Genomic DNA, 24,734 nt, shown 5'->3' with positions numbered 1-24,734 from the left:
CTGTTTTGCAGGGCGATTCGGCGGCGCGCGGCGCGACGGCGGCGCTCGACGTGGGCGCAATCGACGTCGATCGACGTGGCGCGCGGGGTCGTGCTCACCGCGCCTGCCGCGCCGAGAGGCCGGGTAACAGGTAACGCGGAGTTGCAGGAACCCTGGAGGAAAGTTGACAGGAGCGCGGAGGACGTGCGAGCGGATGTCTGTGCGTCGACTAGCGCAGTTCCTGGAGCGGACCCTCCCCATCGCGGTGCTCATCGTCGCCGTCGTGGGCGCACCGATCATGATCTTCTCGCCGCAGGGGCTGCCTCGCCTGCGGGAGCTCGAGAGAGAGCTCGCCGACGTCGAGGAGGAGAATGCCGAGCTCGGGCGGCACATCGAGGCGCTCCGCGGCAAGGTGGCGCGCCTGCGCGACGACCCGACCGCCGTGGAGAGGATCGCGCGCGACAACCTGGGTCTCGTGCGGCAGAGCGAGGTGGTCTTTCAGTTCTCCCGCTGAGGACTCCGGGTCTCTCGGCCCTCCCGAGGCCTGTTGTCCTGTCGGCCACAGGGCTCCGCCGCGGAAGCGCTCGACGTGACCACGTGAGCCGCGCTCGGCGCCAGGACGTGGGCCAGCGCGCGGCGCGAGCGCATGAGCTCGCCTGGCTCTCTCCCTCGCCCAGCGCGCGCCACGCCGCCGCCTGGGGTGGCGTGGCGCGCGGGCCCGCTGGCCGCTCGCCGCCCGTCCAGAAGGAGCGGCATCCGTCGTGACCGGATGCGGGGCGCTGCACGCTGGCAGCGTCCTTTCTGGTATTGTGCAGCGAGTGTCGCTAGACCTGGGCCGCCTCCTCATCGCCGCCGGCGCCGTCTCCAAGGCTGAGGTCGAAGCCGCCCTCTTCGTGGCGGTCCTGCGGGGCATCCCGTTCCCTCGCGCCCTCATCGACCGCGCCGCCCTCAGCGAGCGCGCCCTGGAGGAGGAGCTCGATCGCCACGGCGGCCTCGCGCTCCGGCAGGTCGTCGGCGCCCGCGATCTCGTCGCGCGCTTGCCGCGCGCCATGTGCCGCCGCCTCGGCGCCGTCCCGATCCGCATCGATCCCGGCGTCGGCACCATCGACGTCGCGGCGTCCGATCCGCTCGATCGCCACATCGCCGACGAGTTCAGCTTCCACCTCGGCGCGCCGGTGCGCATCTTCCGCGCGCCGATCACGGCGATCGAGGAGGCCATCCGCGCCCTCGATCTCGACGAGCGGGAGCAGCTCCCCTCCCGCGCGCGGCGCGCGACCCCGGCGTTTCCGCACGGCGCGCCCCAGTCGACCATCCCGCCGCCGCCGTCGTCCGAGGTGCCCATCCCGCTGATCCGCCGCGCCTCGGTGCCCTCGTTCGACGAGGTGAGCCTGGTCGAGGCGCCGAGCGGCAAGCATGGCCACCGCGGAGCGGCGCACAACGGTCGCGCTCAGCGCGCGGACACGCCGGCGGCGCACGAGGAGGCGATCCTGCCGCTCCGCCACGCCAAGGCGGCCCCCGGCGCGCGCGGCTCTCCCGCGAGCGCTCGCCGCTCAGCGGACGCCGAACGCGGCGCCGGCGGGAGGGCGACCGGGCGCCAGGCGGCCCTGCGCGCGCCGGCGGTCGAGCCGCCGGCCGTCTCCTTTCCGCCGCCGCCGCCCGTGGAGATCTCGCCGCCCTTCAAGCTGCTCGCCTCGATCCTGCCCCAGGCCTCGCCTGGCCCCGACCGCGCGCCGGACAGCGCCGGGCGGGAGCCGGCCCCCTCGACGCGGCGCCTCGGCCGCCTGCAGCTCGACGCGCCCTCCGGCCTCGCGCCGCGCTCGCGCCGCCGCTCCGCCGATGCGGAGGTCCCGCCGCCTGGAAGCGGCAGGGCTCGCCCGGAGAGCGCCGCGCCGCCGTCGAGCAGGCGCTCCGGGCGGCTCCCGGCGCTGCCCCCCGCGCCCGAGCCAGAGCTCGGCGATCCCCTCGACGACGATCCGCCGCCGCAGCCCTTCGTCGATCTGAGCGACGTCATCGACGCGCTTTACCTCGCGCGCACGCGCGACGACGTCATCCGGCTCGCGCTCCGGGGGCTGCGGCTGTTCGCCGGGCGTGTCGCCATCTTCGCCGCGCACCGCGGGGTCTTTCGTGGGTTCGCGTGCAACGCGGAGTTCGGCGACCAGGAGGCGCTGCGCAAGCTCTCCCTCCCGATGGATCAGCCGAGCGTGCTCGCCACGGCCGTGGCGACCCACCTCTACGTCGGCCCGATCCCCGGCACCCCCACCCACGCGCCGCTGCTCGACGTCATGGTCAACCCGAGCCTCGACGTCGCCGCCGTCGCCGTGCAGGTCGTCGGCCGGCCCGCGATGATCCTGGTCGCCGATCGGATCCTCGACACATCGAGCGGCTCGCGCCGGATGGTCGAGCTCGCGCGCGCCGTCGGCGAGGCCTTCAGCCGGATCCTGTCGGCGCGCGGGTGAGCGCCCGCGGTCGTCCCGCGCGGCGAGCGCTGCGCGCCGTCCCGACGCTGCCCTGAAGGATCGCGCCGCGCTCGGCGCCCGCGGAGGTGCCCGCGCGCTGTCGGCTGCCGCGGCGCCCGCAGCTGCGCCCGCGCGCGCCGCGTTGCAGCCGTCGCGTTGCATGCGTGCGTTCCGCGCCTTTCATCGGCGCAACGGAAGCAGGAGGATCCCGATGCCGCCCTGGTGCAAGTGCGCGTCGCCCGATCTCAAGATGTGTTGTTTTCCAATGTGTCTGTCCGACCCGATCTGTTCGCTTCGCGTGTTACGGGAATTTTCTTGTGACAAGCGAACCGTGTCCGCTCTCTTCGAAATTTTTTACAATCCTGAACGCTTTTTATGAACGGCGGTCAGATTTGGCTATCCGACTGCGGGTCAAATCAGGTTAAGGCATTTGGGTCTCATCGAGTTCGCGTGGACAGCGTGATTCGCCTCCCCCGAAAGGAGCTCCAAATGCATCCTGCAAAGCCGCAAGAGAGCAATGTGATCGCCCGTAAGCTCGTTCTGGTGATCGCTGGTTTGACCGCTGCCGCGGCCGGTTGCTCGGCAGACGTCGGCAGCGCCGACACCGAGGAAATCGGCGCGAATCAGCTGGGATTTGAGCGATTCGAGCGGACGGTGTTCCGGGAGTCTGACACCGGCATCTACATTGTTAACGGGGACACGCCGGTCGTGGATATCAAGCATCTGCGCGAGTTCTGGGAGGCGCATGTGCGTGATGGTGCGCTGATCGTCAACCAGGAACGCGGGCAAGACCTCATCTGGACGGCGGAGCAGCGGCACAACCTCTCGTACTGCGTGAGCACGAGATTCGGGGACAGGTACGAGGAGGTCGTGACGGCGATGGCGGATGCCGTCAAGGCGTGGGAGGACGTCGCGGACGTCGACTTCATCCACGTCGAGTCTGTCGACTCGCGCTGCACATCGAGCACCAGCGAGGTCCTGTTCGACGTGAACCCCGTCAACGCCGGCGGCCAGTACCTGGCGCGCGCCTTCTTCCCCGGCCAGTCGAGGTACTCGCGGAACGTGCTGATCGACAGGACCGCTTTCGGCAGCACGCGGCCCACGATGACGGGCATTCTCCGCCACGAGCTGGGGCACACCCTTGGCTTCCGTCACGAGCACACCCGTCCTGAGTCGGGCACCTGCTTCGAGGACGACAACTGGCGTGCTCTCACCGAGTACGACGGCGCGTCCGTCATGCACTATCCCCAGTGCAACGGCACAGGCGACAGCACGCTCGTCCTCACGACGAAGGACATCGCGGGCGTCCGGTCGCTCTATGGCACGCCGAGCGGTGACGGCGGAGGGGATGGCGGGGATGGCGGAGGCGGCGGGGAGCCGCCGACCGGGGAGCCGCCGGCCGGGGAGCCGACCACCGAGAACTTCAGCGGCCGCCTCGCCCGCGGAGCCTTCGATGCGGTCGGGCCCGCCGAGGGGTTCGAGGTCGTGGCCGGGACGACCCTCACCGTCGTCATGACCGGGACCGGAGACCCGGATCTCTTCGTGAAATTCGGTGATGCGCCGACGGCGAGATCGTTCGATTGCCGGCCCTACCTCAGCGACGCCAACGAGACCTGCACGCTCGATGTGCCCCAGGGCCAGACGAGGGCCTTCGTCAAGGTGCACGGCTTCACGGCCTCGACCTACGACATCGAGGTGCGCTACTCCGCGCCGAAGGCGCCCGGAGGTGAGCCCGGAGGCGGCGGCACCGAGACGTCGACGAGCTTCGACGGCAGCGTCTCGCGGCGCGAGACGGCGTCCCACGGGCCGATCTCGGTGGTCGCTGGCACGACCTTGCGGGCCGTGATGAGCGGCACCGGGGATCCCGATCTCTACGTGCGGTTCGGCGAGCAGCCCACCCTGGGCGCCTTCGACTGCCGGCCTTACCTCGACGGCGCGGACGAGACGTGCGAGCTGACGGTCCCGGAAGGGCAGTCCGAGGCCTTCCTCCTCGTGCAGGGATACACGGAGAGCACGTACACGGTGAAGGTCGACTACACGGCGCCGTGACGCGGCGGACCCTCGGTCCGCAAAGGCGGAGACTCCGCCTCTCATGGGCCGACCGGCCCGCGCGGGCGCGGGGGGGGAGCGGGGGGGGGAACGAAGCGGCGGGCGGCAGGCGGCGGTGATGCGCGCCTGCAGCGCGAGGCGCCTGCGAGGAAGTCGACCCCCGCGCCCCGGTGAATGATAGGCTGCTGGCCCGGATCCTCTCCTGGCGCCGCCGCTTGCCCATGCCGAACGAGACCCCTCACGCCCTTCGCTTCACCTGGCTGTTGGCCGCGCTGCTCGTGGAGTGCGTCACGCTCGCCGGATGCATCGGAGAGCCCTTTCAGATCGGCGGCGGCACCGTCGGCTCGACCGGCGGCGGCGGCAGCGAGCCGATCGGCGGCGGCGGCAGCGAGCCGATCGGCGGCGGGGGCGCCGGGGGAGGGACCGGCGGCGGAGGGTCGCCGCCCGTGCCGGTGACATGGCCGGACTCGCCGACCACGCGCTGCTCGAACGGGACCACCGTGCTGGAGGCGTGCCCAGGGCCCTCGGCGCCCTTCTTCGGGCAGGACGGGAACTACGAGATCGCCGTCCCCTCCTACACAGAAACCGACGGCGCGGTGAAAGACTCGGTGACCGGGCTCACCTGGGAAAAGGTGGCGGAGAACGGGATATTCACGCTGGTCGGCGCGCAGGAGCACTGCGCGGCGCTCAGCGCGCAGCGCATCGGCGGCCTCTCGGACTGGCGCCTGCCGGCGCGGATCGAGCTCGTCTCCATCGTGGATTTCGGCCATGCCACGGCGTTTCCCGATATCTTCTTCACGTCCACCCAGGACAGCTTCTACTGGTCCGCGACCGACGTCGCCGCGGACAGCTCGTTCGCCTGGGGGGTGATGGCCAGCGATGCGTCCCTCGGCTTCTTCCCGAAGGACGACACGGCCGGCGCGCGGGCGCTGTGCGTCGGAGGCGCGAAGGGGATCGCGCCGGCCGATCTCTCGCCCGGCGAGGACTGGGTGCTCGATCGCTCGACGGGGCTCGTCTGGCAGCGCCACGCCTCCCAGACCCGGTTCATCTGGAGCGACGCGCTCGCGCACTGCGAGGACCTCGACCTCGCCGAGAAGGGCGACTGGCGGCTGCCGAGCGCGAAGGAGCTGCTCTCGATCGTCGATGATCGGCGGTCCGGGCCGGCGATCGACCTGGAGGCCTTCCCGGGGACGCCGCCCGACGTCTTCTGGTCGTCGACGCCCGCCATCGGCAGCGCGGAGAAGGCCGTCCTCGTCAACTTCACGAACGGCGCATCGCAGGACCACACGGTCCGCGATCGGCGGCTCGCGCGCTGCGTTCGCTCCGACGGGTGAGCGCCGCCCATGCGCCGGGGGGCGGCTCCGACGGCGCATGGCATGCGCCGCCGCCCACCCGCCGCCAGCGATGAGCGGAGGCCGCCGCGGCGGCTCAGCCCCCGGGCTTGACGAACTTCAGGACGAAGCGGTCGCTCGTGCCCCGCTTGTCGCCTGCCACCATCGGCGAGGCGTTCCAGTCGCGCGTGTCCGCGGGGCTCCGGAGGAAGGTCGCCTCGGCCGCGAGCCGGAAGCCGGCCCGCTCGATCTCCTCGCGCACGATCTTCTCCTCGATGCGGTGGAGCGTCTTCACCTCGGTGACGCCCGTCCCCGCGCGCCCGGCATGATCGATGATCGCGAACACGCCGCCGGGCTTGAGCGCGCGGAAGACCGCGCTGTTCATCGCGGCCCGGTCCGTCTCCATCCACACCGTGTCGTGGTAGAAGAGCACGAGGAACACGGCGTCGAGATCCCGCGCCTCGGGCGGCAACGGGTCGTCGAGCTCGCGATCGACCCGGACCACCGGCTTCATCACGGGCTTCTTGAGCCGCTCGCCCCACGGCTTCTCGGCGAAGCGCTCGAGGACGAAGCGGTTGTTCTGCGCATAGACGACCCCTCCCGGCCCGACCGCCCGCGCCAGGAGCTCGGCCGAGTAGCCGCCCCCCGCCTCGAGCTCCGCGACCTTCATCCCCGGCTGAATGCCGAAAAATGCGAGCGTCTCCGCTGGCTTACGGCCGGCGTCGAGCGCCCGGTCGGCGTCCGCGCGATCGGCGGCGTCGACGACGGCGCGCAGGGCAGCAGGCACCTCCACCGAGGCGACCGACAACGGCGCCGAGGCGACCGCGTCGCCCGGGGCGGGGGCCGCCGCAGCGGGTGGCGCGTCGGGCTGAGCCGGAGGCGCGGCCGTCGGAGGCGGCGGAGCTGCGGGCGGCGAGGCGCTACACCCGGCGAGCGCGGTCAGGGCGAGGGCGAGGAGGACGTGAGGGCGTCGCATGCCGCGCTGCTAACCGAGCGGACCGAGCGCCGCAAGCGCTGCGACTCACGGGGTATCCGCGGCGGGGGCGGTGACCGCGGCCGGCGCGGCGCCCGCGGCAGAGCCCGCGGCCGGCGCGGCGCCTGCGGCAGAGCCCGCGGCCGGCGCGGCGCCTGCGGCGGGGCTCGCAGGGGAAGGAGCTCTTCGCAGGGGCAACAGCGCGGCCTGCACGGCGGCGGTGATCTGCGGCTGCACTGCCCGGACGGCGCGCTGCACGGCCGCGGGGGAGGCTGCGCTCGGTCCGCCGCGGCTGACGCGCACGCTGACCACCGCGATCCCCGCCAGCGCGGCGCAGGCGATCGCCCCCGCGAGCAGGCGCTGCCGCGTCGCCCCGGCCGGCGGGAGGACCGCGCCCGGCGCCGACGACGGCGGCCGCGCCTCGTCGCGCGGCCTCGGCGCCAGGGAGACCGCCCCCCTCGGGCTCGACGCCTGGACCGGATCGATCGCGCTCTCCTCGCCGGACGCCGGCGCCACGGCGTGGAACCCGCCGCTCATCGGGGCGCTCGACGGCGCCGGGAGCGCCGCGTCGATGCCATCGAGCGCGTCGAGCGCCTCGGCCTCGCCGCCGAGCCCCTGCGACGATGGGCCGGGGCGTCGCGTCGCGCGCAGGGTGAAGGGGCTGCCCGCGTCGGCGCGCGTCAGCTCGCCCCCCTCCAGGTCGTCTTCGTCCTCGGGGAGCTCGGGCGTGTGGGGGCCCGGCGGACGCGACTCCGGCGACTCCTTCAGCGCCGCGCTCACGAGCGCCCCGAGGTCCTCCGGCGTGCCGATCTCGTGGCCTGCCTCGCGCAGCGCCTCGATCGCCTCCAGCATCGCGCGCGCGTCGGGGAAGCGGTCGTCCCGGCGCGGCGCGAGCGCGCGCGAGAGGATCGCCTCCAGCGCGGGGCTCACCTCGGCGCGAAGCTCGCTCGCCCGCAACATCTGCCCCTCACGCGCCGCCTCCATCCGCGAGGCGGCGCTGCTCCCGGGGAAGGGCCGCGTCCCGGTGAGCATCTGGAACAGGACCACCCCGAGGGCGAACACGTCGGCGCGCGCGTCGACGCGCTCGCCGTCGAACTGCTCGGGCGGCATGTAGCTCGGCTTCCCGACCAGGTCGCGCCGGGCGGTGTCCCCCCCGTCGCCCCGCGTGGCGATCGCCACGCCGAAGTCCGCGATCTTCACGACGCCGCTCAGCGAGATGAGCACGTTTCCAGGGCTCACGTCGCGGTGCACCATCAGCTGCCCCTCGGCGGCCGAGCGCTCGTGCGCGTAGCCCAGCCCCTCGAGCACCTGGGCGGCGACGAAGAGCGCGATCGGCACCGGGACGCTCTCCCCGCGCGCCCAGAGCCCCTTGCAGAGTCGCCCGAGATCCGTTCCGGAGACGAGCTCGAGCACGAGGTAGAAGTCGCCCGCTTCATCGACGCCGAAGTCGAGCACCTCATCGATGTTGGGGTGCTTGAGGCGGGTCATCATGCTCGCCTCGGCGATGAAGAGCTGCCTGAGATCGTCGCTGCCGGCGTGCATCGGGACGATTCGCTTGATGGCGACCGGGACCTCCTCGCCGTCCGGCCCGAGCGCGACCGCGCGAAACACCTCGCCCATCCCGCCGCGCGCCATCCGCGGTCCAATGGCGTAACGCCCCAGAACAACCCCCCTCGATGGCGCGCTCTCCACGGTGCCCCCGACTCTAGAGTGCACCGAGGGGCGGGGTAAAGGGGCGACAGCGCTCGATCTCCAGAGATGCTGCGGTCGATTGCACAAATCGACTCGTGGTGTTCCCCTCTGCGCCGAAACATGGCTGTCACGAGCGCCAGCGCGGGCGGCGGCGACACGTCCACGACGAGCGCCCATCGCGAGCGTGGCAGGGGCTCAGGGGCGCGGAGCGAGGTGGATGTCGCTGGATCTGCGTGGGCCTGGTGCCCGTCCGCTCAGGACATGATGCGCGGCGCGCCGCTGCGAGCGCCCGGATGCGCTCGCTGTCGGGCTCACGCCTGGTGGAGCAAGATCGCGAGGAGCCCGAGCGACGCGCGCTTGCGCTTCGCGTCGATGGTCTCCGTGGCGCCGACGCAGAGCGGACAGCCGGCCTCGTCGCAGCGGCAGCCGGCGATGAGCTGCCGCGTGCGCGCGAGGAGCTCGTCGCGCTGCTCGTAGATGCGCTCGGAGAGCCCGACGCCGCCTGGCACGTTGTCGAACAGGAACAGCGTCGGATCGAAGACCCCGGCCGCCTCTCTGCCGGCCGGGACCTCCCGCGCCTCGCTCCCGTCCTCGAGCGTCTGGCCGATGTCGCGCGGATCGCACATGAGCGAGAGCGTCGCGACCGTCTCCAGCGCCCGCGCGATCCCGCGCAGGCCGTCGATGGCGGTCGCGCGGCCGAGGCCGAGCTCCTCGCAGAGCGGCTCGGGCACGGTGAGCCAGAACGAGGTCGTGTGCATCTGGATGTCGGGCAGCCGCACGTCGCCGTACCCCGCGTTCTCGTGCGTGTAGAACTTGATCTTCTTGTACCCGACCACCTTCTCCACGATGCTCACCTCGCCGAAGGCGGCGGTCGCCCGGCCGAGCGGGGCGGCCGCGCTCTCGTCGAGGATGCTCACCTTCCGGTGGGTGAGCGCGGTCGTGAAATAGTCGGGGACGACCTTCGTCACGAAGGCTTTGTGGTTCTCGTAATCGAGCCGCTCGACCTGGTACTGCTCGCCGTCGTGCTGGTAGATGGCCTGTTCGTGGAGCATCGTCGGCGCCGCGCGCCAGTCGAGCTCCGCGAGCGTCTTGCCGAGGGCCTTGTCGATGATGACGAAGTTGTCCCAGCCCACCGAGCGCAGGCTCACGTGGTTCGCCGGATACGCGTCGGCCGCCCAGTGGAAGCGATCGTTCGACTCGTGCACGACCCCGTTGTCCTGCAGGAAGCGGAGCGCCGCCACGGTGTCGTCCGGCGGCATCGCCGCGTAGGGCTCGCCCTTGAGGAACGGCAGCTCGAACGCCGCGCACTTGAGGTGCTGCACGAGGATCTCGGTGTTCTGCGGATCGATCCGGGCCGACTCGGCCCCGCGCTCCAGCAGGTAACCCGGGTTCCTCGCGAGGTACTGGTCGAGCGCCGCGCTGGTGGCGCACAGGACCGCGATGCTCGTCTTGCCGCGCCGGCCCGCCCGGCCGAAGCGCTGCCACGTCTCGGCGACCGACCCGGGGTAGCCGGCGCAGATCACCGCGTCGAGCTCGCCGACGTCGATGCCGAGCTCGAGCGCGTTCGTGGCCACGACGCACAGGATCTCGCCCTCGCGCAGCCCCCGCTCGACCCGCCGGCGCGTCTCCGGGAGGTAGCCGCCGCGGTACGCCATGATCGCGTCCTCCGCCCCGATCTCCTTGCCGACGCCCTCGCGCAGGTACTTCAGCATGATCTCGACCGAGTTGCGCGACTGGCCGAACACCAGCGTCGGCACGCGGGCGCGGGCGAGATCCCCGGCGAGGCGGACCGCGCTCTTCAGGGTGCTGGCGCGCACCCCGAGCTCCGCGTTCACCACCGGCGGGTTGTACAGGAAGAAGCGCCGCGGCCCCCGCGGGGCGCCTGACTCGTCGATGAGCTCGAGCTCGTCCTCGGCGACGCCCAGCAGGCGCGCGGCGTGCGCCCGCGGGTTGCCGATCGTCGCCGTCGCGCAGAGGAAGGTCGGGCTCGACCCGTGGAACGCGGCGACCCGGCGCAGCCGGGCGAGGACGTGGGCGACGTGCGACCCGAACACGCCGCGGTACGTGTGGAGCTCGTCCAGCACGACGTAGCGCAGGCGCTGGAACGTCCGCGCCCAGTGCGCGTGGTGCGGCAGGATCCCCGCGTGGAGCATGTCGGGGTTGGTCATCACGATGGGGCTGCGCTCGCGCGCCGCCCGCCGGGCGTCGCCCGGCGTGTCCCCGTCGTACACGATCGCCGGGATCGTGAGCCCCGCCTCGCGGATGAGCGCGTGCAGGCCGGCCTCCTGGTCCCGGGCGAGCGCCTTGGTGGGGTACAGGTAGATCGCGCTGCCGCCCTGGCCCGACGCGGCGCCCTCGGCGAGCGCGTCGAGCACCGGGAGATGGAAGCAGAGGCTCTTGCCGCTGGCGGTGGGCGTCGCGACGACCACGTGCCGCCCCGCCCGCGCCGGCTCCGCCGCGGCGCGCGGGCCTGCCGGCGTCGCGCGGGCCGCCGCGAAGGCCCGCGCCTGGTGCTCGTAGAGCCGATCGATGCCGCGCCGCTCCAGGGCGCCGCGGAGCGCCGGCGAGAGCGCGTCGGGCATCGGCGCGGTGCGCGCGTCGGCCGGCGGAAGCTCGCGATCCGCGGTGAAACAAGGGCGGACGTAGCCGGAGGCAAGCCACGACGAGATGACGGTCTCGACGCCGGTCTCGATCTTCCAGGGGGGCGACGGCATGACGCAGGTATACTAAACAGATGCGCCGTGTCACTCAACCGGATCGGGCGCGACGCCCACGTCGGCCGCCCTGACGCTGCGCTGGCCTGCGCGGCCAGGATCTCGGAGGGCGGCGCGCGGGCGAGGGGAGGGCGGCGCGCGGGCGAAGCGCTGACGCGGCGGATCGGCGCGGCAGGCGGGCGTCCCGGGCCGGCGCGGGACGCGGTCGCGGCGGGCTGCCGCGGCAGGCGGGCGTACAGCGGAGAGCTGGCCTCTCCCGTCCTCGAACGAGATCCGGTGTCAGGGGCTCTCCTGGGGTCCAGTTGCCGCACGCGCCGCACACGGGCGCTCCGGCGAATGGCTCGTTTGCGCGCAACGGATGGGAAGCGCGGATACGGCGCGTGAGGCGATGTCTCAGTGTCGTCGTGATTCCTCCTGCACCGACGGACGCAGGGCGGCGCTTCTCGCGTGCGCGCTCAGGCGCCGCCCCGAGGCCGTCGGCCCTGGTGTGCTGGTTGCCTGAGGACGAGCCGATCGACGACGGAGATCCGGAGTCGATGATCCCATCCGCTCTTTCACCCGCCTTCTCCGGGCGACCTCTCGTCCGGGGCTGGCAACGAGGTGTCGCACATGAAAAACGCAGTGTTCTTGACGCTCTTCGGCGCGTCGATGGCGGGGTGCGCCGCGTACGCTCCGAGCTTCGGCGAGCGGCTCGGCGCGTCGGAGGCGATGATCCGAGCCGCCGAGGAGGTCGGAGCCGACGAGGATCCGCGGGCGGAAGCCCACCTCCGCCTCGCCCGGGAGCAGATGCAGCGGGCGACGAGGCTGTCGGCCGACGGCGTGCCCGATCGGGCGCAGCGCATGCTCCTGCGCGCGCAGGCGGACGCGGAGCTCGCGCTCGCCCTCCTGCGGGAGGCGCAGGCCCAGGCCCGCACGCACGAGGCGCTCGAGGAGGTCGGATCCATCCATCGGCAGCTCCGCTAGGGGCTCGCGGACAGGAGGCGCGGAATCATGCGAACCAATCACGGGACAGTGGCCATTCTGCTCGTCGGCGGTCTCCTGGGGTGCGCGAGCGCCCCGCTCCCGCCGAAGGAGCTCATCGAGGCGAGGAAGAGCTACGAGCGCGCCCGGGCGAGCGCGGCGCCAGAGCTCGCGCCCGCGGACCTGCGCGGCGCCACCGAGGCGATGGAGCGCGCGGAGCAGGCGTTCGCCGGGGGGAGCGAGCTCGCCGAGGCGAGGGATCTCGCGTACCTCGCGGGGCGCCGGGCGCAGCTGGCCGAGTCGCTGGGGCGCGCGGCGGCCGCGGAGCGGCAGCGCGGCGCGGCCCTCCAGGCGTACGGCGAGGTGCACCTCGCGCTGCGAAGGAGGGGGGCGCCGGCGGTCGACCCGGCCGGTCCGACCGATCCTCCCGGACGGGAAAAGGCGCCGGTGCGATCGCGCGCCCCGGAGCGTCCGGTGGTGATCCTGAACCAGCGCTGAACCGGCGCGGCGATCGGCGGGGGAGTGGTCAACTTTGCCCAGAGAGAGTCCACATGAAGGCGGGAAAGTGGGAAGGCGGGAAGATCATGAAGGTTTTCTTCCCGCCTTCCCGCCTTCATGTTCCAACTTGACCACCACCCGCCGCCGGGCATCGCCCTGCTCGAGGCTGTTTGCTCCGTGCCACGCCATCGCGTAGAAGCGAAGACGATGTCCTCGGACGCACCGCAAGCGTCGCCCGTCGCGCACCTTCCCGACGACCTCCCCAGCGAGGAGCGCGCCTCGCTCCGCTTCTTGGCCGTCGTGGCGCTCGTCTCGTGCGCCGCCGACCTGGTGACGAAGGGGTGGGCGCACGCGCGCCTCACCGGGTTCGACCCGAAGCGGTCGGGCGCGAAGGTCCTCACGATCATCCCGGACCACCTCGATTTCATCTTCGCGCAGAACCCCGGCGGCGCCTGGAGCTTCCTGCGCGGCCTCCCGGACGGCCTGCGGCGGCCGTTCTTCCTGTTCGTCTCCGCCGCGGCGATGGTCTTCATCTTCTCGATTTACCGGCGCGTCCACAGGGACCAGACGGGGATGATGTGGGGGCTCGCGCTGGCGCTCGGCGGCGCGATGGGCAACCTGGTCGACCGGATCCGCTACGGCTGGGTCATCGACTTCATCGACATGTACGTGATCCGCGGCGGTCGGGAGTATCACTGGCCGACGTTCAACGTGGCCGACATCGCGATCGTCGCGGGGGTCATCCTGATGTCCAAGGACATGATCGTCGCGACCCGCAGGCCGAGCGCGCCGTCCCCGGACGCTCGCGGCGCCTCGGAGGGCCCGGCAGGCGGCGACCCCACCCCTCCGCTATCGACGGAAGCGCCTCCGCCTGTGCCGCCGGCCAGCTGAGGGACGCGATCGGGCGCCTCGGCCGGAGCAGACGGCGCGCGGTGCGGCGCCGGGGCGCGGCGCGGCGCGGCGCGGCGCGTGCAAATCACGCACGTCACGTGACACGCGCGAGGCGTGAAAGACGCGCGCGGCGGCGCCCGCGGAGGGAAGCCTTTGCCGGAGCGCTCGGTTTGTCGTAGAGGAACGCGCTCCGCATGACTGAAGACGCGACGCCGCGAGACGCTCCTGTTGAGACCGAAGGTGCCCATGCGGAGTCGCATCGCTCCGCGCCCGTGAACGCGCCGGCCGGCGAGCCGCCGGCCTCTGCCGGCGAACGCGACCGTGAGGGGCGCGGCGCCTCGCAGGAGGGGGACGACGACGTGGTCGCGCCGGCGAGGCCCGCCTACCGGCCGTCGTACGTGTTCCTGATCGCCGTCTCGGCCGTCACCCTGGCCGCCGATCTCGGCACGAAGTGGTGGGCCAAGGACCGGCTGGAGCCGCAGGCGCTCACGGACCTCACCGCCGCGCCGCGGCCGCTCTCGTTCCGGAAGATCGAGGTGATCAAGGATCACCTGAACATGATCTTCGCGAAGAACCACGGCGGGGCGTGGGGCATCCTGGGCGACGAGAGCGAGGCGATCCGCCGCCCGTTCTTCCTGCTGGTCTCGCTCGCGGCGATCGTCTTCATCGTCTCGCTGTACCGCAAGCTCCACCCCTCCCAGACCGCGCTCAGGTGGGGGCTGCCGCTCGTGCTCGGCGGTGCGCTCGGGAACCTGGTCGACCGCATCCGCTACGGGTACGTCATCGACTTCATCCAGGTCCGGCTCACCTCGACGTTCGTGTGGCCGACGTTCAACGTGGCCGACATCGCGATCGTCGTGGGCGTCGGGCTGATGGCGATCGACATGTTCTCCCCCCACCGCCCCGAGGTCGCAGGGAAGGCGTCCGGCGCGAAGGCGTCCGCGGGCTGATCATGCGGCCCGAGCTGTTCCGCCTGCTCGACGTCGCGTTCCCCGCCTACTTCCTGCTGCTGCTGAGCGGCTTCCTCTTCGCGACGGCCATCGGCGCGCTGTGGGCGCGGCGGATCGGCGAGGACCCGGATGTGATCGTCGACCTGGGGCTCGCCTGCCTGCTCGCGGGCGTCGTCGGCGGCAGGCTCCTCCACGTCGTCGCCGACGGATACTTCTGGGATTACGTGCACCTGTGCACCGACCCGTCGCTCGTCGACTGGAAGGTCGAGCAGGCGCTCTGCGTGTCGCGGTACCACGGCGTGTGGGACGCGGCGAAGGGGGTCTGCCACCCGGTCGAGCGCGATTGCCTGGCGTGGGCGAAGTTCTGGGCGGGCGGCCTGACGTACTACGGCGGCTTCGTGGGCGCGTCGGCGATGGCGTTCTGGCTGCTCAAGCGCGATCGGTTCCCGTTCTGGAAGGCGGCGGACATGGCGGGCTTCGCCGTCCCGCTGGGCCTCGGCTTCGGCCGGATGGGCTGCCTGCTCGCCGGCTGCTGCTTCGGGCAGCGCACCGACGGGGCCTTCGGGCTCTCGTTCCCGCCGAACAGCCCCGCGAGCGAGGCGCAGTTCAAGCTGCTCGAGCTCACGAGCCCGCGCCTGCCGTCGCACCCGGTGCACCCGACGCAGATCTACGAGTCGGCGATGTCGTTCGCCATCGCGGCGATCTGCCTGCTCTACGTGCACGGGCGGAAGCGGTACGACGGGCAGGTATTCGCGACGTTCCTCGGCCTCTACGCGCTCGGGCGCTTCGTGCTCGAGTTCGCGCGCGCCGACGACCGCGGGGGCCTCGTTGGCCTGTCCACGTCGCAGCTCATCGGGCTCGCGATGGCCGGCGCCGCGGTCGCGATCCACGTGGCGCGTAGCCGGAAGGCAGCGCCCGCGGCGGCCGCGCCCGCCGCCTGACCTGCGCCGCCGCCGCGGAGGGCGGCGCGCGGAGGACGCAGCGCAGGCGGCCCGGGCTGCGCCGCGCCGCCGGTGGTGGGGGGACTTTGGCCGAAGGTGGGGTCGTTTGAACCGCCACGTCGCCATAGGACGCCAAGAAAACTCAATCGTCCTGGCGTCTTGTGGCGTCTTGGCGGTTGCATCGTTCCGGCAGGGTGGGGGGATTCACCCCACCACGGCGCCGCCCGTCAGCCCTTGGTGACTTCCTTCTCCTTGCGCGCCTTGTACGCCGCGCGCTGGGCGTCGGTCGGCGGCTTGCCGAAGACGTACGCGAGGCCGATCGAGAGCACGTAGAGCAGGCACATCGGCACGGCCATGACGAGCTGGCTCGTGATGTCCGGCGGCGTCAGGACGGCCGCCAGGATGAAGGCGCCGAACACGAACCAGCGGCCGAACAGGATGAGCTGGATGTAGTTGACGATGCCGGCGATGGAGAGGAAGAGCACGATGAGCGGGATCTCGAAGATGATCCCGAAGCCGAGCAGGAGCTGGGCGACGAAGTCGAGGTAGTCGCCCATCATCACGGTCGGCGTGATCGTCACCCCGTCGCCGCCGACCGTGCCGGCCAGGCTGAGGAAGTAACCGAACGAGATCGGGAAGGCCGCTCGCCAGCCGAACCAGCCGCCGCCGACGAACAGGATCGTCGAGAACAGGACGAACGGGATGACGTAACGCTTCTCTTTGGCGTAGAGGCCGGGCGCGACGAACGACCACAGCTGGTAGAAGATGAACGGCGAGGCCATCGCCGCGCCGCCGATCATCGACAGCTTGAAGTAAGCGACGAACGCGGCCGCGGGCGCGCCGAAGTGGAGCGAGGGGTTGCCCGCCAGGCTCTGCTCCCGCCACGCCTGCACGAACGGGACGGTCAGGAAGTGCAAGAGCTCCTCGCGTACCTCCCACCCCACGATGCAGGCCGCGAAGAAGACAAGGATGCTCCGGACGAGCCGCTTTCTCAGCTCGTCGAGGTGCTCCCAGAACGACATCGGCTTGTCTTCGCCCGGATCCTCCGCGGCGTCGCTCGGCGCGCCCTCCGTCCCCGGGGAGCCGCTCTTCACCGCCGCCGCCTGCTCCTGGCTCATGACGTCGCTCCGTTTCCGGTCGCCACGCCCTGCGTCGCCGCGGCGGTCTCTGCGGCCGCGGGCGCTGTCGCCGCGGCGGTCTGTGCGGCCGCGGGCGCTGTCGCCGCGGTGGTCTCTGCGGCCGCAGGCGCTGTCGCCGCGGCGGTCTCTGCGGCCACGGGCGCTGTCGCCGCGGCGGTCTCTGCGGCCACGGGCGCTGTCGCCGCGGCGGGCTCGACGCCGGCCGTGGCGTCCGCGGTCTCCGTGGGGGCCGCGCTTTCCGGCGCGACCGGCAGGCCGGTGACGCCGTCCGGGGCCCCGTCCAGCGTCACTCCGTAGGCGTCGCAGCCGAGGACGGGGTACTCGCGCTCGCGGGGCGGCTGCACGACGGGCGGCGGCGGCGGCTCGGGATCCGGCGGCCTCACGCGCGACGTGGACGAGGCGATCGTACCGGCGGTCACGGCGCTGACGACGGGGTTCACCAGCGTCTCGATCACGTTGACCCGCGACAGGGCGCGGAGCTCGCGGAGCTCACGCTCGAGCCCCTCCTGGCGGATCAGATCGTCGATGCCGCTCTGCGTCCGGAGATCCGTGCTCAAGCGGCGGAGCTTGGCGATCCAGCTCCCCGCCGACCGCATCATCGCAGGCAACCGCCGGGGACCGACCACGATGATGCCCACGATGGCGAGCACCATGATTTCGCCGAAGCTGAAGCCGAACACGCGCGCAAGCTAGCGCGCGTGGGAGCAGGGATCCATAGCGACGCTCACGCTGGCCTGGGCGGCGGGCTCGGCTCGACCTCGGCAGCGCCCGCGCCCGCGGTCGCCCCGGCGCGGGGCGGCGCCCGGCGGCCGCCCGGCCGCTGCGCCTCCGCCGAAGGCCGCGCGAGCTGCCCGCACGCCGCGCCGACGTCGCCCCCGCCCGAATAGCGCACGATCGAGCCGACGCCGGCGGCGGAGAGGACCGCGCGGAAAGCGTCGAGCCGCGCCGAGCGCACGAACGGATCGGCCGACGCGCCGCGTTCATCGCCGCCGTCCTGCGAGGGCAGCGGATCGCCGGGCGCGCCGATCGCGTTGTAGGGGATGAGGCTGAGCCGGGGAGAGATGCCGTGCTGCGCCGCGAAGCCGCGGGCGAGCGCGGCCAGGCACGCGGCGTCCTCGTCCGTGTCGTTCTGGTCCGCGAGGAGCGTGTACGCCCACATCGGCGCGTGCCCGCTCGCGCGCGCGTGCTCGCCCACGGCCGCGAGGACCTCCTCGAGCGGGTGCGCGCCGTCGATCGGCATGAGCAGGCGCCGCTTGCCGGGGCGCACCGAGCCGAGCGACAGGCCGAGCCGGACCGCGGGGACCTCGGCCGCGAGCCGCCGGATGCCGGACGGGAGCCCCGCCGTGCAGACGGTGATGTTGCGCATGTCGATGGCCTGCGCGCTCGGCTCGGAGAGCACCCGGATCGCCTGGATGACCCGGTCGGCGTTGGCGAGCGGCTCGCCCATGCCCTGGAACAGCACTCCATGGACGCGCGCGCCGCCCCCGACGTGCGCCGTGGAGGCGTCGAGATCGCGGCGGATGAGCCGCACCTGCTCGACGATCTCCCAGGCCTCCAGGTTGCGCGTGAGGCCCATGCGCCCGGTGGCGCAGAAGGCGCACGCGAGCGCGCAGCCGACCTGCGAGCTCACGCACGCCGAGTACCGGCCCGGCCGCTCGAGCGGGATGCGCACCGACTCGACCGTCGCGCCGTCCTCGAGGCGGAAGGCGTACTTCACGAACGGATCCTCGGCGCTCGCGCGCCGCTCGACGAGCGCGAGCGTCCTGATCTCGCCCGCCGAGCGAGCCGCGTCGAGCGCGGCGCGCCGGACGGTCGCGGGCGCGCGGGCGGGCAGCTCGCCGAGGCGGTGCGCCAGGGAGACGATGCGGCGCGCGTCGGTGAGGTCGATGCCGCACGCGCCGGCGAGCTCCTCCGGCAGCACGGCCTGGAGCGCGAGGCGGGGGCGGCGTTCGTCCGGGCTGCTTCGAGGGCTGGGATCCACGGCGGATACCGACTAGCGCGCCAGGGCGGCCCAGTCTACGGCCGCGCGCGCAGGTTACGCCGGATCCGCCGGGGGGCGCGGGTTCGCGCCGCTCCTTGCGGCGGGCTCGCGGAGGAGCTGCCAGGGGCGCTCCGGATCGACCTGCACGGGCAGCTATCGGTGCTGCCGGAGGTGGTGGTCGAGAAGGACAATCCAGCGGATTTCGTGGGGCAGATCTGTAAACGTCGGGGCACACGTAGTGTCATTTCGCATGCAGATCTGTAAACGTCGGGGCACACGTAGTGTCATTTTGCATGCAGATCTGTAAACGTCGGGGCACACGTAGTGTCATTTCGCATGCAGATCTGTAAACGTTGGGACACACGGGCGGCATCGGCTCGCGCGCAGCGCCGATGGGCTCACCTTCACGCGCGCGCCGGCGCCGCGCTCCCGCCCCACACGCGGTGAGCGCGAGCGGAGAGCGCCTCTGGACCGACGCCTTGCCCCTCTCGCGAGCGCCTCGAGCTGGCCGAAAAACTTGCGCCCGGCCGCCCGCGACGAAACATAGGGGAGAGTGCCCGCCAGGACCACGACGCCTCTTCCCTCGGCCTGACGAGCTCTCGCCAGCGAGGCAAACCATGGCGTTCAAAAGCGCGGTCATCGGACACACGACGCAGACAACCAGCAGGATCTTGGCCGTCTTCGAGAGGCCCAAGGGGAGGGCGAGACTGGCGTTCGCGGACGACAACGGCGTTCGCACGCTCGACGTGCCGATCAACAGCGCGCCGCCCTTCGGGCTCGCCACGTTCGAGCTGAGCGGGCTGAGCGGCGAGAGGGTTCGTTATGGCATCGTGGAGCACGACGCAGGAGATCCGCTCCCCACACCCGCCGATAACCTGAACATCAACGGCTCCGCCTTCCGCACCGTCACGAACGGGCCGATCCGGATCGGCCTCGTGAGCTGCAACGACATCGACAACCACGAGTTTCCCAAGGAGCGGCGCGGGGCGATGTGGCGGGCGCTCAAGGCGCTCGTGGACGAAGGCAAGGTGAACCTCCTGGTTCACGCTGGAGACCAGATCTACGGCGACGGCGATCCCACGGGCTGGTCGCCCTCGGAGGGGCGCACGGCCGCGTACCGCAGGCACTACGTGCAGACGTGGTCGCACCCCGACGTGGCGGCGGTCCTCGGGAGCTGCCCGAACGTCATGATGTGGGACGACCACGAGATCTACGATGGCTGGGGGTCGAACAACAACGACGGCACCCCGCAGGCCGTGGAGCGCTACAGGGCCGCGGAGCAGGCGTTCAAGGAGTTTCAGGTGGCGCTGAGCCCAAGGGACCGCCTGAGCAGCGCGGGGTTCGGCTGGATCGCGAAGCACGGCGACGTCGCCATCCTCGCGGTCGATGGGCGATCGCAGCGCTCGTGGAAGAGCGGGACGATCCTCGGCAAGCAACAGCTCGACGACCTCGAGCTCAGGCTCAACGAGCTCGCGGCGCTCGATCTCAGGCACCTCTTCGTCGTGGTCGGCACGCCCGTCGTCTACCTGCCGCTCGCGGCCGCCGAGGCGCTCACGAACGCGTTCAACATGGCCTCCGTCGACGACATCCGGGACGGCTGGGCGGCCTCCAACAACCAGAACGAATGCAGGCGTTTTCTGATGTCTCTCATGAATTTCGCCGGCTTCAGCCCTCGCACCCAGGTGACGCTCATGGGCGGCGACATCCACGTGGGCACGATGGCGCACATCGACACGGTCCTCGGATTCGGGCAGCCGCGCTCGCGACCGCGCCTCTATCAGGTGACCGCATCCGGCATCGCGCGCCCTGCTCCCAGGGGGATGTCGCGCATGATCCTCTCGCTGCTGACGAACGGCGGTAGTCAGAACCTGTTCAACGGCGACATCAAGGGGTTCCTCCGGGAGATCTCGGGGTCCGATCACAGGTACTGCGTCACGCATCGCAACTTTGCGATCCTCGATCCGAGCGACGGCGCAGACGACTGGGACAGGAACAACAACCTGGTGGTTCGCTTCCACGTGGAGAAGGACAGCGGCGCCATCGGCGTCCTCGAGCAGGTCCTCCCGAGAGTGCACGCGTAAGAGCCGAGCGGCCACGCGATGGCCTCTTGCCGGCGCCGGTACCTTGCTCCTGGCACCCGCGATGGATTGTCGTCCCTATCGAGGGGAATCAGAGATGGAAACCAGGCCGGCCCGATGAGCGGTGCCCGGCCAGACACGCGTTCTCCGGACGCTCACGCTCGTCCCCCGCGATTGCGGATCGGCGAGCGATCGGGACAGGCGCCTGCGTCGGCCCGCCGCTCCTCGAGGGGGCAGACCCTGGCGAAGAAGCCGAGCATCCGACGGGGGACGGTCCGCAAGCTTGGCCCGGTGAGGCGCCCCGGAGACAATGCACGGCGAGCTATCTCACGCGGAGGGGCAGCACGGTGCCGGCCGCTGCCGGCGTGAGTGTCTCGAATCGCCTCTGGCGGAATCACGAGCATGCCTTCCTACGACGAACTCGACCTGCTCAAGAAGCCCACGCGCGATCTCGACCTCGACCGCGCCACGAACCACCATATCGGGGAGCTGCAGAATCGCATCGCCACGACGCCGCGCCGGAACATGGTGCGGCTGCTGGAGGCCGGCGCCTCGCCGCTCCAGAACCGGCCCCAGGCGCTGCTCGGGTTCTGCATGCTGAGCAGGTCGATCCTCCGGCGCTACGGCAAGGAGACGCTGTTCGTCTGCCTCGGGCGTAGCCCGACCCCGATCGCGGCCTGGCTGATGAGTCACACCCCGTATATCTGTATTCTACCGTTCTCGTCGGCGCGGCTGGCCGGAAATGCGGCGACGGCGCAGGAGAGCGTGCGCACCGGCACCCACTTCCGGAACGTGCTCCTGCCCTACGTGCAGAACGCAGGCGGCATCACCTCGATCGTGCTGATCGACTATTCGACGTCGGGCGAGAGCCTGCTCACGACGTACCGGCTGGTCTACGACTTCCTGATCGCCCGGTACGCCCCCCTCGTGAACGGCCGCGTTCGCCTGCGAGCGCTCTCGATCTGGGCACGAAAGAACACCCACGAGGCGGCGGCGCCGCAGTTCGATAGCCATGTACGGCGGCTCAACCTCACGTCGGCCGCCACCCAGAGCTGGACCGACTTTTTCCTCCGCCGGCGAGCCTTGATCGAGCACCTGTATCTCCACGAGGCCATCGAGGATCAGTTCGGCTTCGCCTTCACCTACACGACGCGGCTCAGCCAGCCCGTCAGAGCGGCGATGTTCCGCGGGATGATGGACATGTTCGACAATCAGAGCTTCGACTTCCTGTCGCCGTACGCGAAGGCTCCCATCCTGGTCAACCCCGACCCGCGCAACTACATGACGGCGGATGGCTGGAGCCGATTCCTGCGCCTCCAGCAGGATCTCCAGGAGGCGGAAGCACAGCACGCCGAGCTGCAGGACCTGGTCTTCAGGGCGTACGATCACCGCCCCGTGAGGGTCGACACCCCCAATCAACGCTGACGCGCTATAGGGCGAGGAGGCGTCCGCGGCTTGATCCCGCCAGGGATCGCGACAGGCGGAGCTAGCCCCGGCCCTCCAGCGCGCGCGCGGCGCCGGCGCTGCTCGACGCGCCGAGGGCGAGGTGTCGCTCGATCAGGAAGATCAAGCACGACGACGCGAGCGTGAAGGCGATCGCCAGCGCGGCCACGGCGCCCATGCCGTCGAGGCGCTGGTCGGGGAGCTCGTGCAGCATCCTGGCCGCGAGGAACGCGGCGAGCGCCGACGAGAGGTGATCCACGGCCGACTGGATGGAGCCGAAGCGCGCCCGCTCGGAGGGGAGCGGCACCTTCGAGGCGAGCGTGCCGTGGGCGATGTTGCGGATCGCCGTCCCGGTCATGAAGGCGACGAAGACGACGAGCACGGGCAGCCCCGGCACGTACGCGTGGAACCCGGCATAGAGGACGGCCACGAGCATCGCGGCCCCGACCAGGCTCGTGCGGAACGCGCCGATGCGATCGATCAGCGCGCCCGCGGTGCGCATCACGACGAAGGTGAGCGCGCCGCCCGCGAGGTAGAGCAGGCCGAGCCGCTCGCGCGGATAGCCGAGGTTATTCTGCACGTAGGCCGAGATGTTCGGGATGACGAGGAACGACGCCATCGTCATGACCGCCGTCGTCGAGCACGAGAGCAGCACGAGCGGGCGGCCGGCGAGCGCGCGGAGCTCGCGCAGGGCGTCCTCCTCGGCGCGCGCCCGCGCCCCGGCGAGGTGGCCGCGCATCGAGGGGAGCAGCAGCAGCGCGAGCCCCGCGACGGCGAGCCCGAGCGCCGCGACGGCGAAGAAGGGCGCCTGGAAGCCGCCGCGCCGCGCGAGCTCGAGGCCGGCCGGCACCCCGAGCACCGCGGCCAGGGAGTAGGCGCCCATCACGACGCCCATGGCCTTGCCGCGCCGCTCCGGCGGGATCGCGTCCGCGACGATGGAGAACGCGATCGAGGTCGCGGGCCCCCCGAAGGCCCCGGCGAGCACGCGCGCCGCGAGGAGGCTCGGCAAGCCCGTGGCGAGGCCGCCCGCGGCCGTGCCGAGGACGAGGCCGAGCATCGCGACGGCGAGCGCGCTGCGCCGGTCGAAGCGGTCCAGGAAGAACGCGCCGGCCACCCCCGAGACCGCCGCCGCCGCGGTGTAGCTGCCGCCGATCAGGCCGATGTCGGACATCGGGATGCCGAGCGCGACCGCGAAGTCCGGCCCGAGCGGCATGACGACCATGAAGTCGAGCAGGTTGACGAACTGGACCGCGGCGATGAGGAAGAGGAGGGTCCGTTCGGAGCGAGCGTTCTGCACGACGGCGGGCTCAGCTCCGGGCCTTCGCGCCCGCGCCGCGCTCGATCACGCCGCGGCTCGCCAGCTCGAGCAGCGCGTCGTGCGCCGCGTCGATCGTGTGATCGATCTGCGCCTCGGTGTGCGCGCCGCAGAGGAAGTTGACGTCGCGCCGCAGCAGGACGCCGCGCCTCGCCATCGCGCCGACGAACGGCTCCATGCGCTTCGTGTGGACGGCCAGATCCTCGGCCATGAGGAAGAAGGGGATCGCGTCGTACCCCACGACGCGCAGCGGGAAGCCGCCCTGCTCCGCGCGCCGGTTGACGCCCTCGCGGAGCCGCCTCCCGAGCGCGGCGACCTTCGCGACGTAGTCGGTCTCGCGGTACTCGCGCAGCGCCGCCCTGCAGACCTCGAGCGAGAGCATCTCGCCGCCGAACGTCGTCGACACCTGGAGCTCCGAGAGCCGGCTCATCACCCGGCGCGGCCCGGCGATCGCCGACAGCGGCATGCCCGCGGCGATGCCCTTCGAGAGGCACACGAAATCGGCCTCGATCCGGTGGTACTCCTGCGCGCCGCCGCGCGCGAGCCGGAAGCCGGTGACGACCTCGTCGAGGACGAACAGCACGCCGTGGGCGCGGCACGCCTCGCGCACCTCGCGCAGGTACTCCGCCGAGACGCACCGCTTGTAGGGCAGCGAGAGCAGCACGAGCGCGAGCTCCGGGCCCTTGCTCGCGATGAGATCGAGCAGCGGCTGCTCGTCGGCCTCGGCCATGAGCGGCATGCGGTGGGTGTACTCGCGCAGCACCGCCGGGACGCCGGGGGTGTCGAACATGAAGTGGTCGTGCCAGCCGTTGTAGCCGATGGTGACGACCTTCTCCCTGCCGGTCACGTGGCGGGCGAGCCGGATGGCCGCGGACGTCGCGTCGGCGCCGGTCTTGAAGAAGCGCGCCATCTCGGCGCCCGGGGTCAGCGCGACGAGGTCCTGCGTGGCGGTGACCTCGACCTCCGTCGGCAGCGAGTGGAGGATGCCCCTGTCGAGCCGCCGCCGGATGGCGTCGACGACCGCAGGGTGGTTGTGCCCCAGCGTGTTCGCCCCGAGGCCGCAGATGTAGTCGATGTACTGGTTGCCGTCGACGTCGCGCACCAGCGCGCCCTCGCCGCCCTCGAGGTACACGGGGAACGAGCCGAGCGCGAACATCTCCGGCCGCTTCATGAGCGACTGCGTGACGCCGGGGATGAGCCGGCGCGCCTCGGCGAGCAGCGCGTTCGAGCGGTCGAGCCGGAGCCCGTCCGCGGCGCCTTGCGGCGCGCCGCCGCCCTGCTTCCTGTCCCGTGGGTCGATCGTCTGTGTGGTCATCGTGGTCGTTCTCTCTGGCTGGAGGTCCT

19 protein-coding genes are annotated in these 24,734 nt (G+C 71.8%); 11 read left to right on the top strand and 8 right to left on the bottom strand.

Annotated elements, in window-relative coordinates:
- Positions 1 to 193: 193 nt before the first annotated feature.
- The 4 genes from WMF27_RS19560 to WMF27_RS19545 all read left to right on the top strand — a co-directional run bounded on the left by WMF27_RS19560 (position 194) and on the right by WMF27_RS19545 (position 5,818).
- Positions 194 to 493 (top strand): FtsB family cell division protein, encoded by a 300-nt coding sequence (locus WMF27_RS19560; RefSeq protein WP_437944374.1) that lies wholly within the window; start codon positions 194 to 196, stop codon positions 491 to 493.
- A gap of 304 nt (positions 494 to 797) precedes the next feature.
- Complete coding sequence (locus WMF27_RS19555) at positions 798 to 2,435, top strand: hypothetical protein (RefSeq protein ID WP_437944373.1); 1,638 nt, start codon at positions 798 to 800, stop codon at positions 2,433 to 2,435.
- Between the two features lie 489 nt (positions 2,436 to 2,924).
- Positions 2,925 to 4,484, top strand: a complete 1,560-nt coding sequence (locus WMF27_RS19550; protein ID WP_437944372.1) for a pre-peptidase C-terminal domain-containing protein — start codon at positions 2,925 to 2,927, stop codon at positions 4,482 to 4,484.
- Between the two features lie 170 nt (positions 4,485 to 4,654).
- Positions 4,655 to 5,818 carry a DUF1566 domain-containing protein gene (locus tag WMF27_RS19545; protein WP_437767376.1) on the top strand — a complete coding sequence of 388 codons (1,164 nt, stop codon included), beginning with the start codon at positions 4,655 to 4,657 and terminating at the stop codon, positions 5,816 to 5,818.
- A 94-nt stretch (positions 5,819 to 5,912) separates the two neighbouring features.
- Here WMF27_RS19545 and WMF27_RS19540 read toward each other — a convergent pair whose 3' ends face one another.
- The 3 genes from WMF27_RS19540 to WMF27_RS19530 form a co-directional block, all read right to left on the bottom strand.
- Entirely contained in the window at positions 5,913 to 6,791 is an 879-nt protein-coding gene (locus WMF27_RS19540; RefSeq protein WP_437767377.1) for a class I SAM-dependent methyltransferase, read from the bottom strand.
- Between the two features lie 45 nt (positions 6,792 to 6,836).
- Positions 6,837 to 8,423: a protein kinase domain-containing protein gene (locus tag WMF27_RS19535; protein ID WP_437944371.1), complete on the bottom strand. Its 1,587-nt coding sequence runs from the start codon at positions 8,421 to 8,423 to the stop codon at positions 6,837 to 6,839.
- 368 nt (positions 8,424 to 8,791) lie between these two features.
- Positions 8,792 to 11,194: a DEAD/DEAH box helicase gene (locus WMF27_RS19530; protein WP_437767379.1), complete on the bottom strand. Its 2,403-nt coding sequence runs from the start codon at positions 11,192 to 11,194 to the stop codon at positions 8,792 to 8,794.
- A gap of 609 nt (positions 11,195 to 11,803) precedes the next feature.
- Here WMF27_RS19530 and WMF27_RS19525 point away from each other — a divergent pair.
- The 5 genes from WMF27_RS19525 (at position 11,804) to WMF27_RS19505 (ending at position 15,434) form a co-directional block, all read left to right on the top strand.
- Positions 11,804 to 12,157: a DUF4398 domain-containing protein gene (locus tag WMF27_RS19525; protein ID WP_437767380.1), complete on the top strand. Its 354-nt coding sequence runs from the start codon at positions 11,804 to 11,806 to the stop codon at positions 12,155 to 12,157.
- A gap of 27 nt (positions 12,158 to 12,184) precedes the next feature.
- Positions 12,185 to 12,652: a DUF4398 domain-containing protein gene (locus tag WMF27_RS19520; protein WP_437767381.1), complete on the top strand. Its 468-nt coding sequence runs from the start codon at positions 12,185 to 12,187 to the stop codon at positions 12,650 to 12,652.
- A 207-nt stretch (positions 12,653 to 12,859) separates the two neighbouring features.
- Entirely contained in the window at positions 12,860 to 13,543 is a 684-nt protein-coding gene (lspA, locus tag WMF27_RS19515) for a signal peptidase II (RefSeq protein ID WP_437767382.1), read from the top strand.
- A gap of 272 nt (positions 13,544 to 13,815) precedes the next feature.
- A complete protein-coding gene (lspA, locus tag WMF27_RS19510) occupies positions 13,816 to 14,493 on the top strand; it encodes a signal peptidase II (RefSeq protein WP_437767383.1) in 678 nt (225 codons plus the stop codon).
- Between the two features lie 2 nt (positions 14,494 to 14,495).
- Positions 14,496 to 15,434: a prolipoprotein diacylglyceryl transferase gene (locus WMF27_RS19505; protein WP_437767384.1), complete on the top strand. Its 939-nt coding sequence runs from the start codon at positions 14,496 to 14,498 to the stop codon at positions 15,432 to 15,434.
- Positions 15,435 to 15,661: 227 nt separating this feature from the next.
- Here WMF27_RS19505 and tatC read toward each other — a convergent pair whose 3' ends face one another.
- Genes tatC through rlmN form a run of 3 tightly spaced genes read right to left on the bottom strand, consistent with a single transcriptional unit; the run spans position 15,662 to position 18,554 of the window.
- A complete protein-coding gene (tatC, locus tag WMF27_RS19500) occupies positions 15,662 to 16,552 on the bottom strand; it encodes a twin-arginine translocase subunit TatC (RefSeq protein WP_437767385.1) in 891 nt (296 codons plus the stop codon).
- On the bottom strand, positions 16,549 to 17,253 hold the full coding sequence (gene tatB / locus WMF27_RS19495) for a Sec-independent protein translocase protein TatB (protein ID WP_437767386.1): 705 nt from the start codon (positions 17,251 to 17,253) through the stop codon (positions 16,549 to 16,551). Before tatB ends, tatC begins: the two co-directional genes overlap by 4 nt.
- Before the next feature lie 44 nt (positions 17,254 to 17,297).
- Positions 17,298 to 18,554, bottom strand: coding sequence for a 23S rRNA (adenine(2503)-C(2))-methyltransferase RlmN (gene rlmN, locus WMF27_RS19490; RefSeq protein ID WP_437767387.1), 1,257 nt, complete (start codon positions 18,552 to 18,554; stop codon positions 17,298 to 17,300).
- 617 nt (positions 18,555 to 19,171) lie between these two features.
- Between rlmN and WMF27_RS19485 the strand changes: the two genes are divergently transcribed.
- Together WMF27_RS19485 and WMF27_RS19480 are read left to right on the top strand one after the other, a co-directional pair.
- Entirely contained in the window at positions 19,172 to 20,635 is a 1,464-nt protein-coding gene (locus tag WMF27_RS19485) for an alkaline phosphatase D family protein (RefSeq protein ID WP_437767388.1), read from the top strand.
- A gap of 399 nt (positions 20,636 to 21,034) precedes the next feature.
- On the top strand, positions 21,035 to 22,057 hold the full coding sequence (locus tag WMF27_RS19480; RefSeq protein WP_437767389.1) for a hypothetical protein: 1,023 nt from the start codon (positions 21,035 to 21,037) through the stop codon (positions 22,055 to 22,057).
- 61 nt (positions 22,058 to 22,118) lie between these two features.
- Here the strand turns inward: WMF27_RS19480 and WMF27_RS19475 are convergent, their stop codons facing one another.
- Entirely contained in the window at positions 22,119 to 23,372 is a 1,254-nt protein-coding gene (locus tag WMF27_RS19475) for an MFS transporter (protein WP_437767390.1), read from the bottom strand.
- A 10-nt stretch (positions 23,373 to 23,382) separates the two neighbouring features.
- Entirely contained in the window at positions 23,383 to 24,705 is a 1,323-nt protein-coding gene (locus WMF27_RS19470) for an aminotransferase class III-fold pyridoxal phosphate-dependent enzyme (protein WP_437767391.1), read from the bottom strand.
- Positions 24,706 to 24,734 lie beyond the last annotated feature (29 nt).

The sequence above is a fragment of the Sorangium sp. So ce281 genome (genome assembly GCF_051527395.1).
In the GTDB taxonomy this organism is placed as follows: domain Bacteria; phylum Myxococcota_A; class Polyangia; order Polyangiales; family Polyangiaceae; genus Sorangium; species Sorangium cellulosum_B.
This window is presented reverse-complemented; position numbering and strand designations above follow the sequence as displayed.

What these genes read in the sequence shown, in the direction of transcription:
- WMF27_RS19530 (WP_437767379.1), bottom strand. Translation starts at nt 11,194, where the DNA reads ATGCCGTCGCCCCCCTGGAAGATCGAGACCGGCGTCGAGACCGTCATC.
- WMF27_RS19550 (WP_437944372.1), top strand. Translation starts at nt 2,925, where the DNA reads ATGCATCCTGCAAAGCCGCAAGAGAGCAATGTGATCGCCCGTAAGCTC.
- WMF27_RS19485 (WP_437767388.1), top strand. Translation starts at nt 19,172, where the DNA reads ATGGCGTTCAAAAGCGCGGTCATCGGACACACGACGCAGACAACCAGC.
- WMF27_RS19505 (WP_437767384.1), top strand. Translation starts at nt 14,496, where the DNA reads ATGCGGCCCGAGCTGTTCCGCCTGCTCGACGTCGCGTTCCCCGCCTAC.
- WMF27_RS19525 (WP_437767380.1), top strand. Translation starts at nt 11,804, where the DNA reads ATGAAAAACGCAGTGTTCTTGACGCTCTTCGGCGCGTCGATGGCGGGG.
- lspA (WP_437767382.1), top strand. Translation starts at nt 12,860, where the DNA reads ATGTCCTCGGACGCACCGCAAGCGTCGCCCGTCGCGCACCTTCCCGAC.
- WMF27_RS19535 (WP_437944371.1), bottom strand. Translation starts at nt 8,423, where the DNA reads ATGGCGCGCGGCGGGATGGGCGAGGTGTTTCGCGCGGTCGCGCTCGGG.
- WMF27_RS19540 (WP_437767377.1), bottom strand. Translation starts at nt 6,791, where the DNA reads ATGCGACGCCCTCACGTCCTCCTCGCCCTCGCCCTGACCGCGCTCGCC.
- WMF27_RS19480 (WP_437767389.1), top strand. Translation starts at nt 21,035, where the DNA reads ATGCCTTCCTACGACGAACTCGACCTGCTCAAGAAGCCCACGCGCGAT.
- WMF27_RS19560 (WP_437944374.1), top strand. Translation starts at nt 194, where the DNA reads ATGTCTGTGCGTCGACTAGCGCAGTTCCTGGAGCGGACCCTCCCCATC.
- tatC (WP_437767385.1), bottom strand. Translation starts at nt 16,552, where the DNA reads ATGAGCCAGGAGCAGGCGGCGGCGGTGAAGAGCGGCTCCCCGGGGACG.
- WMF27_RS19520 (WP_437767381.1), top strand. Translation starts at nt 12,185, where the DNA reads ATGCGAACCAATCACGGGACAGTGGCCATTCTGCTCGTCGGCGGTCTC.
- WMF27_RS19470 (WP_437767391.1), bottom strand. Translation starts at nt 24,705, where the DNA reads ATGACCACACAGACGATCGACCCACGGGACAGGAAGCAGGGCGGCGGC.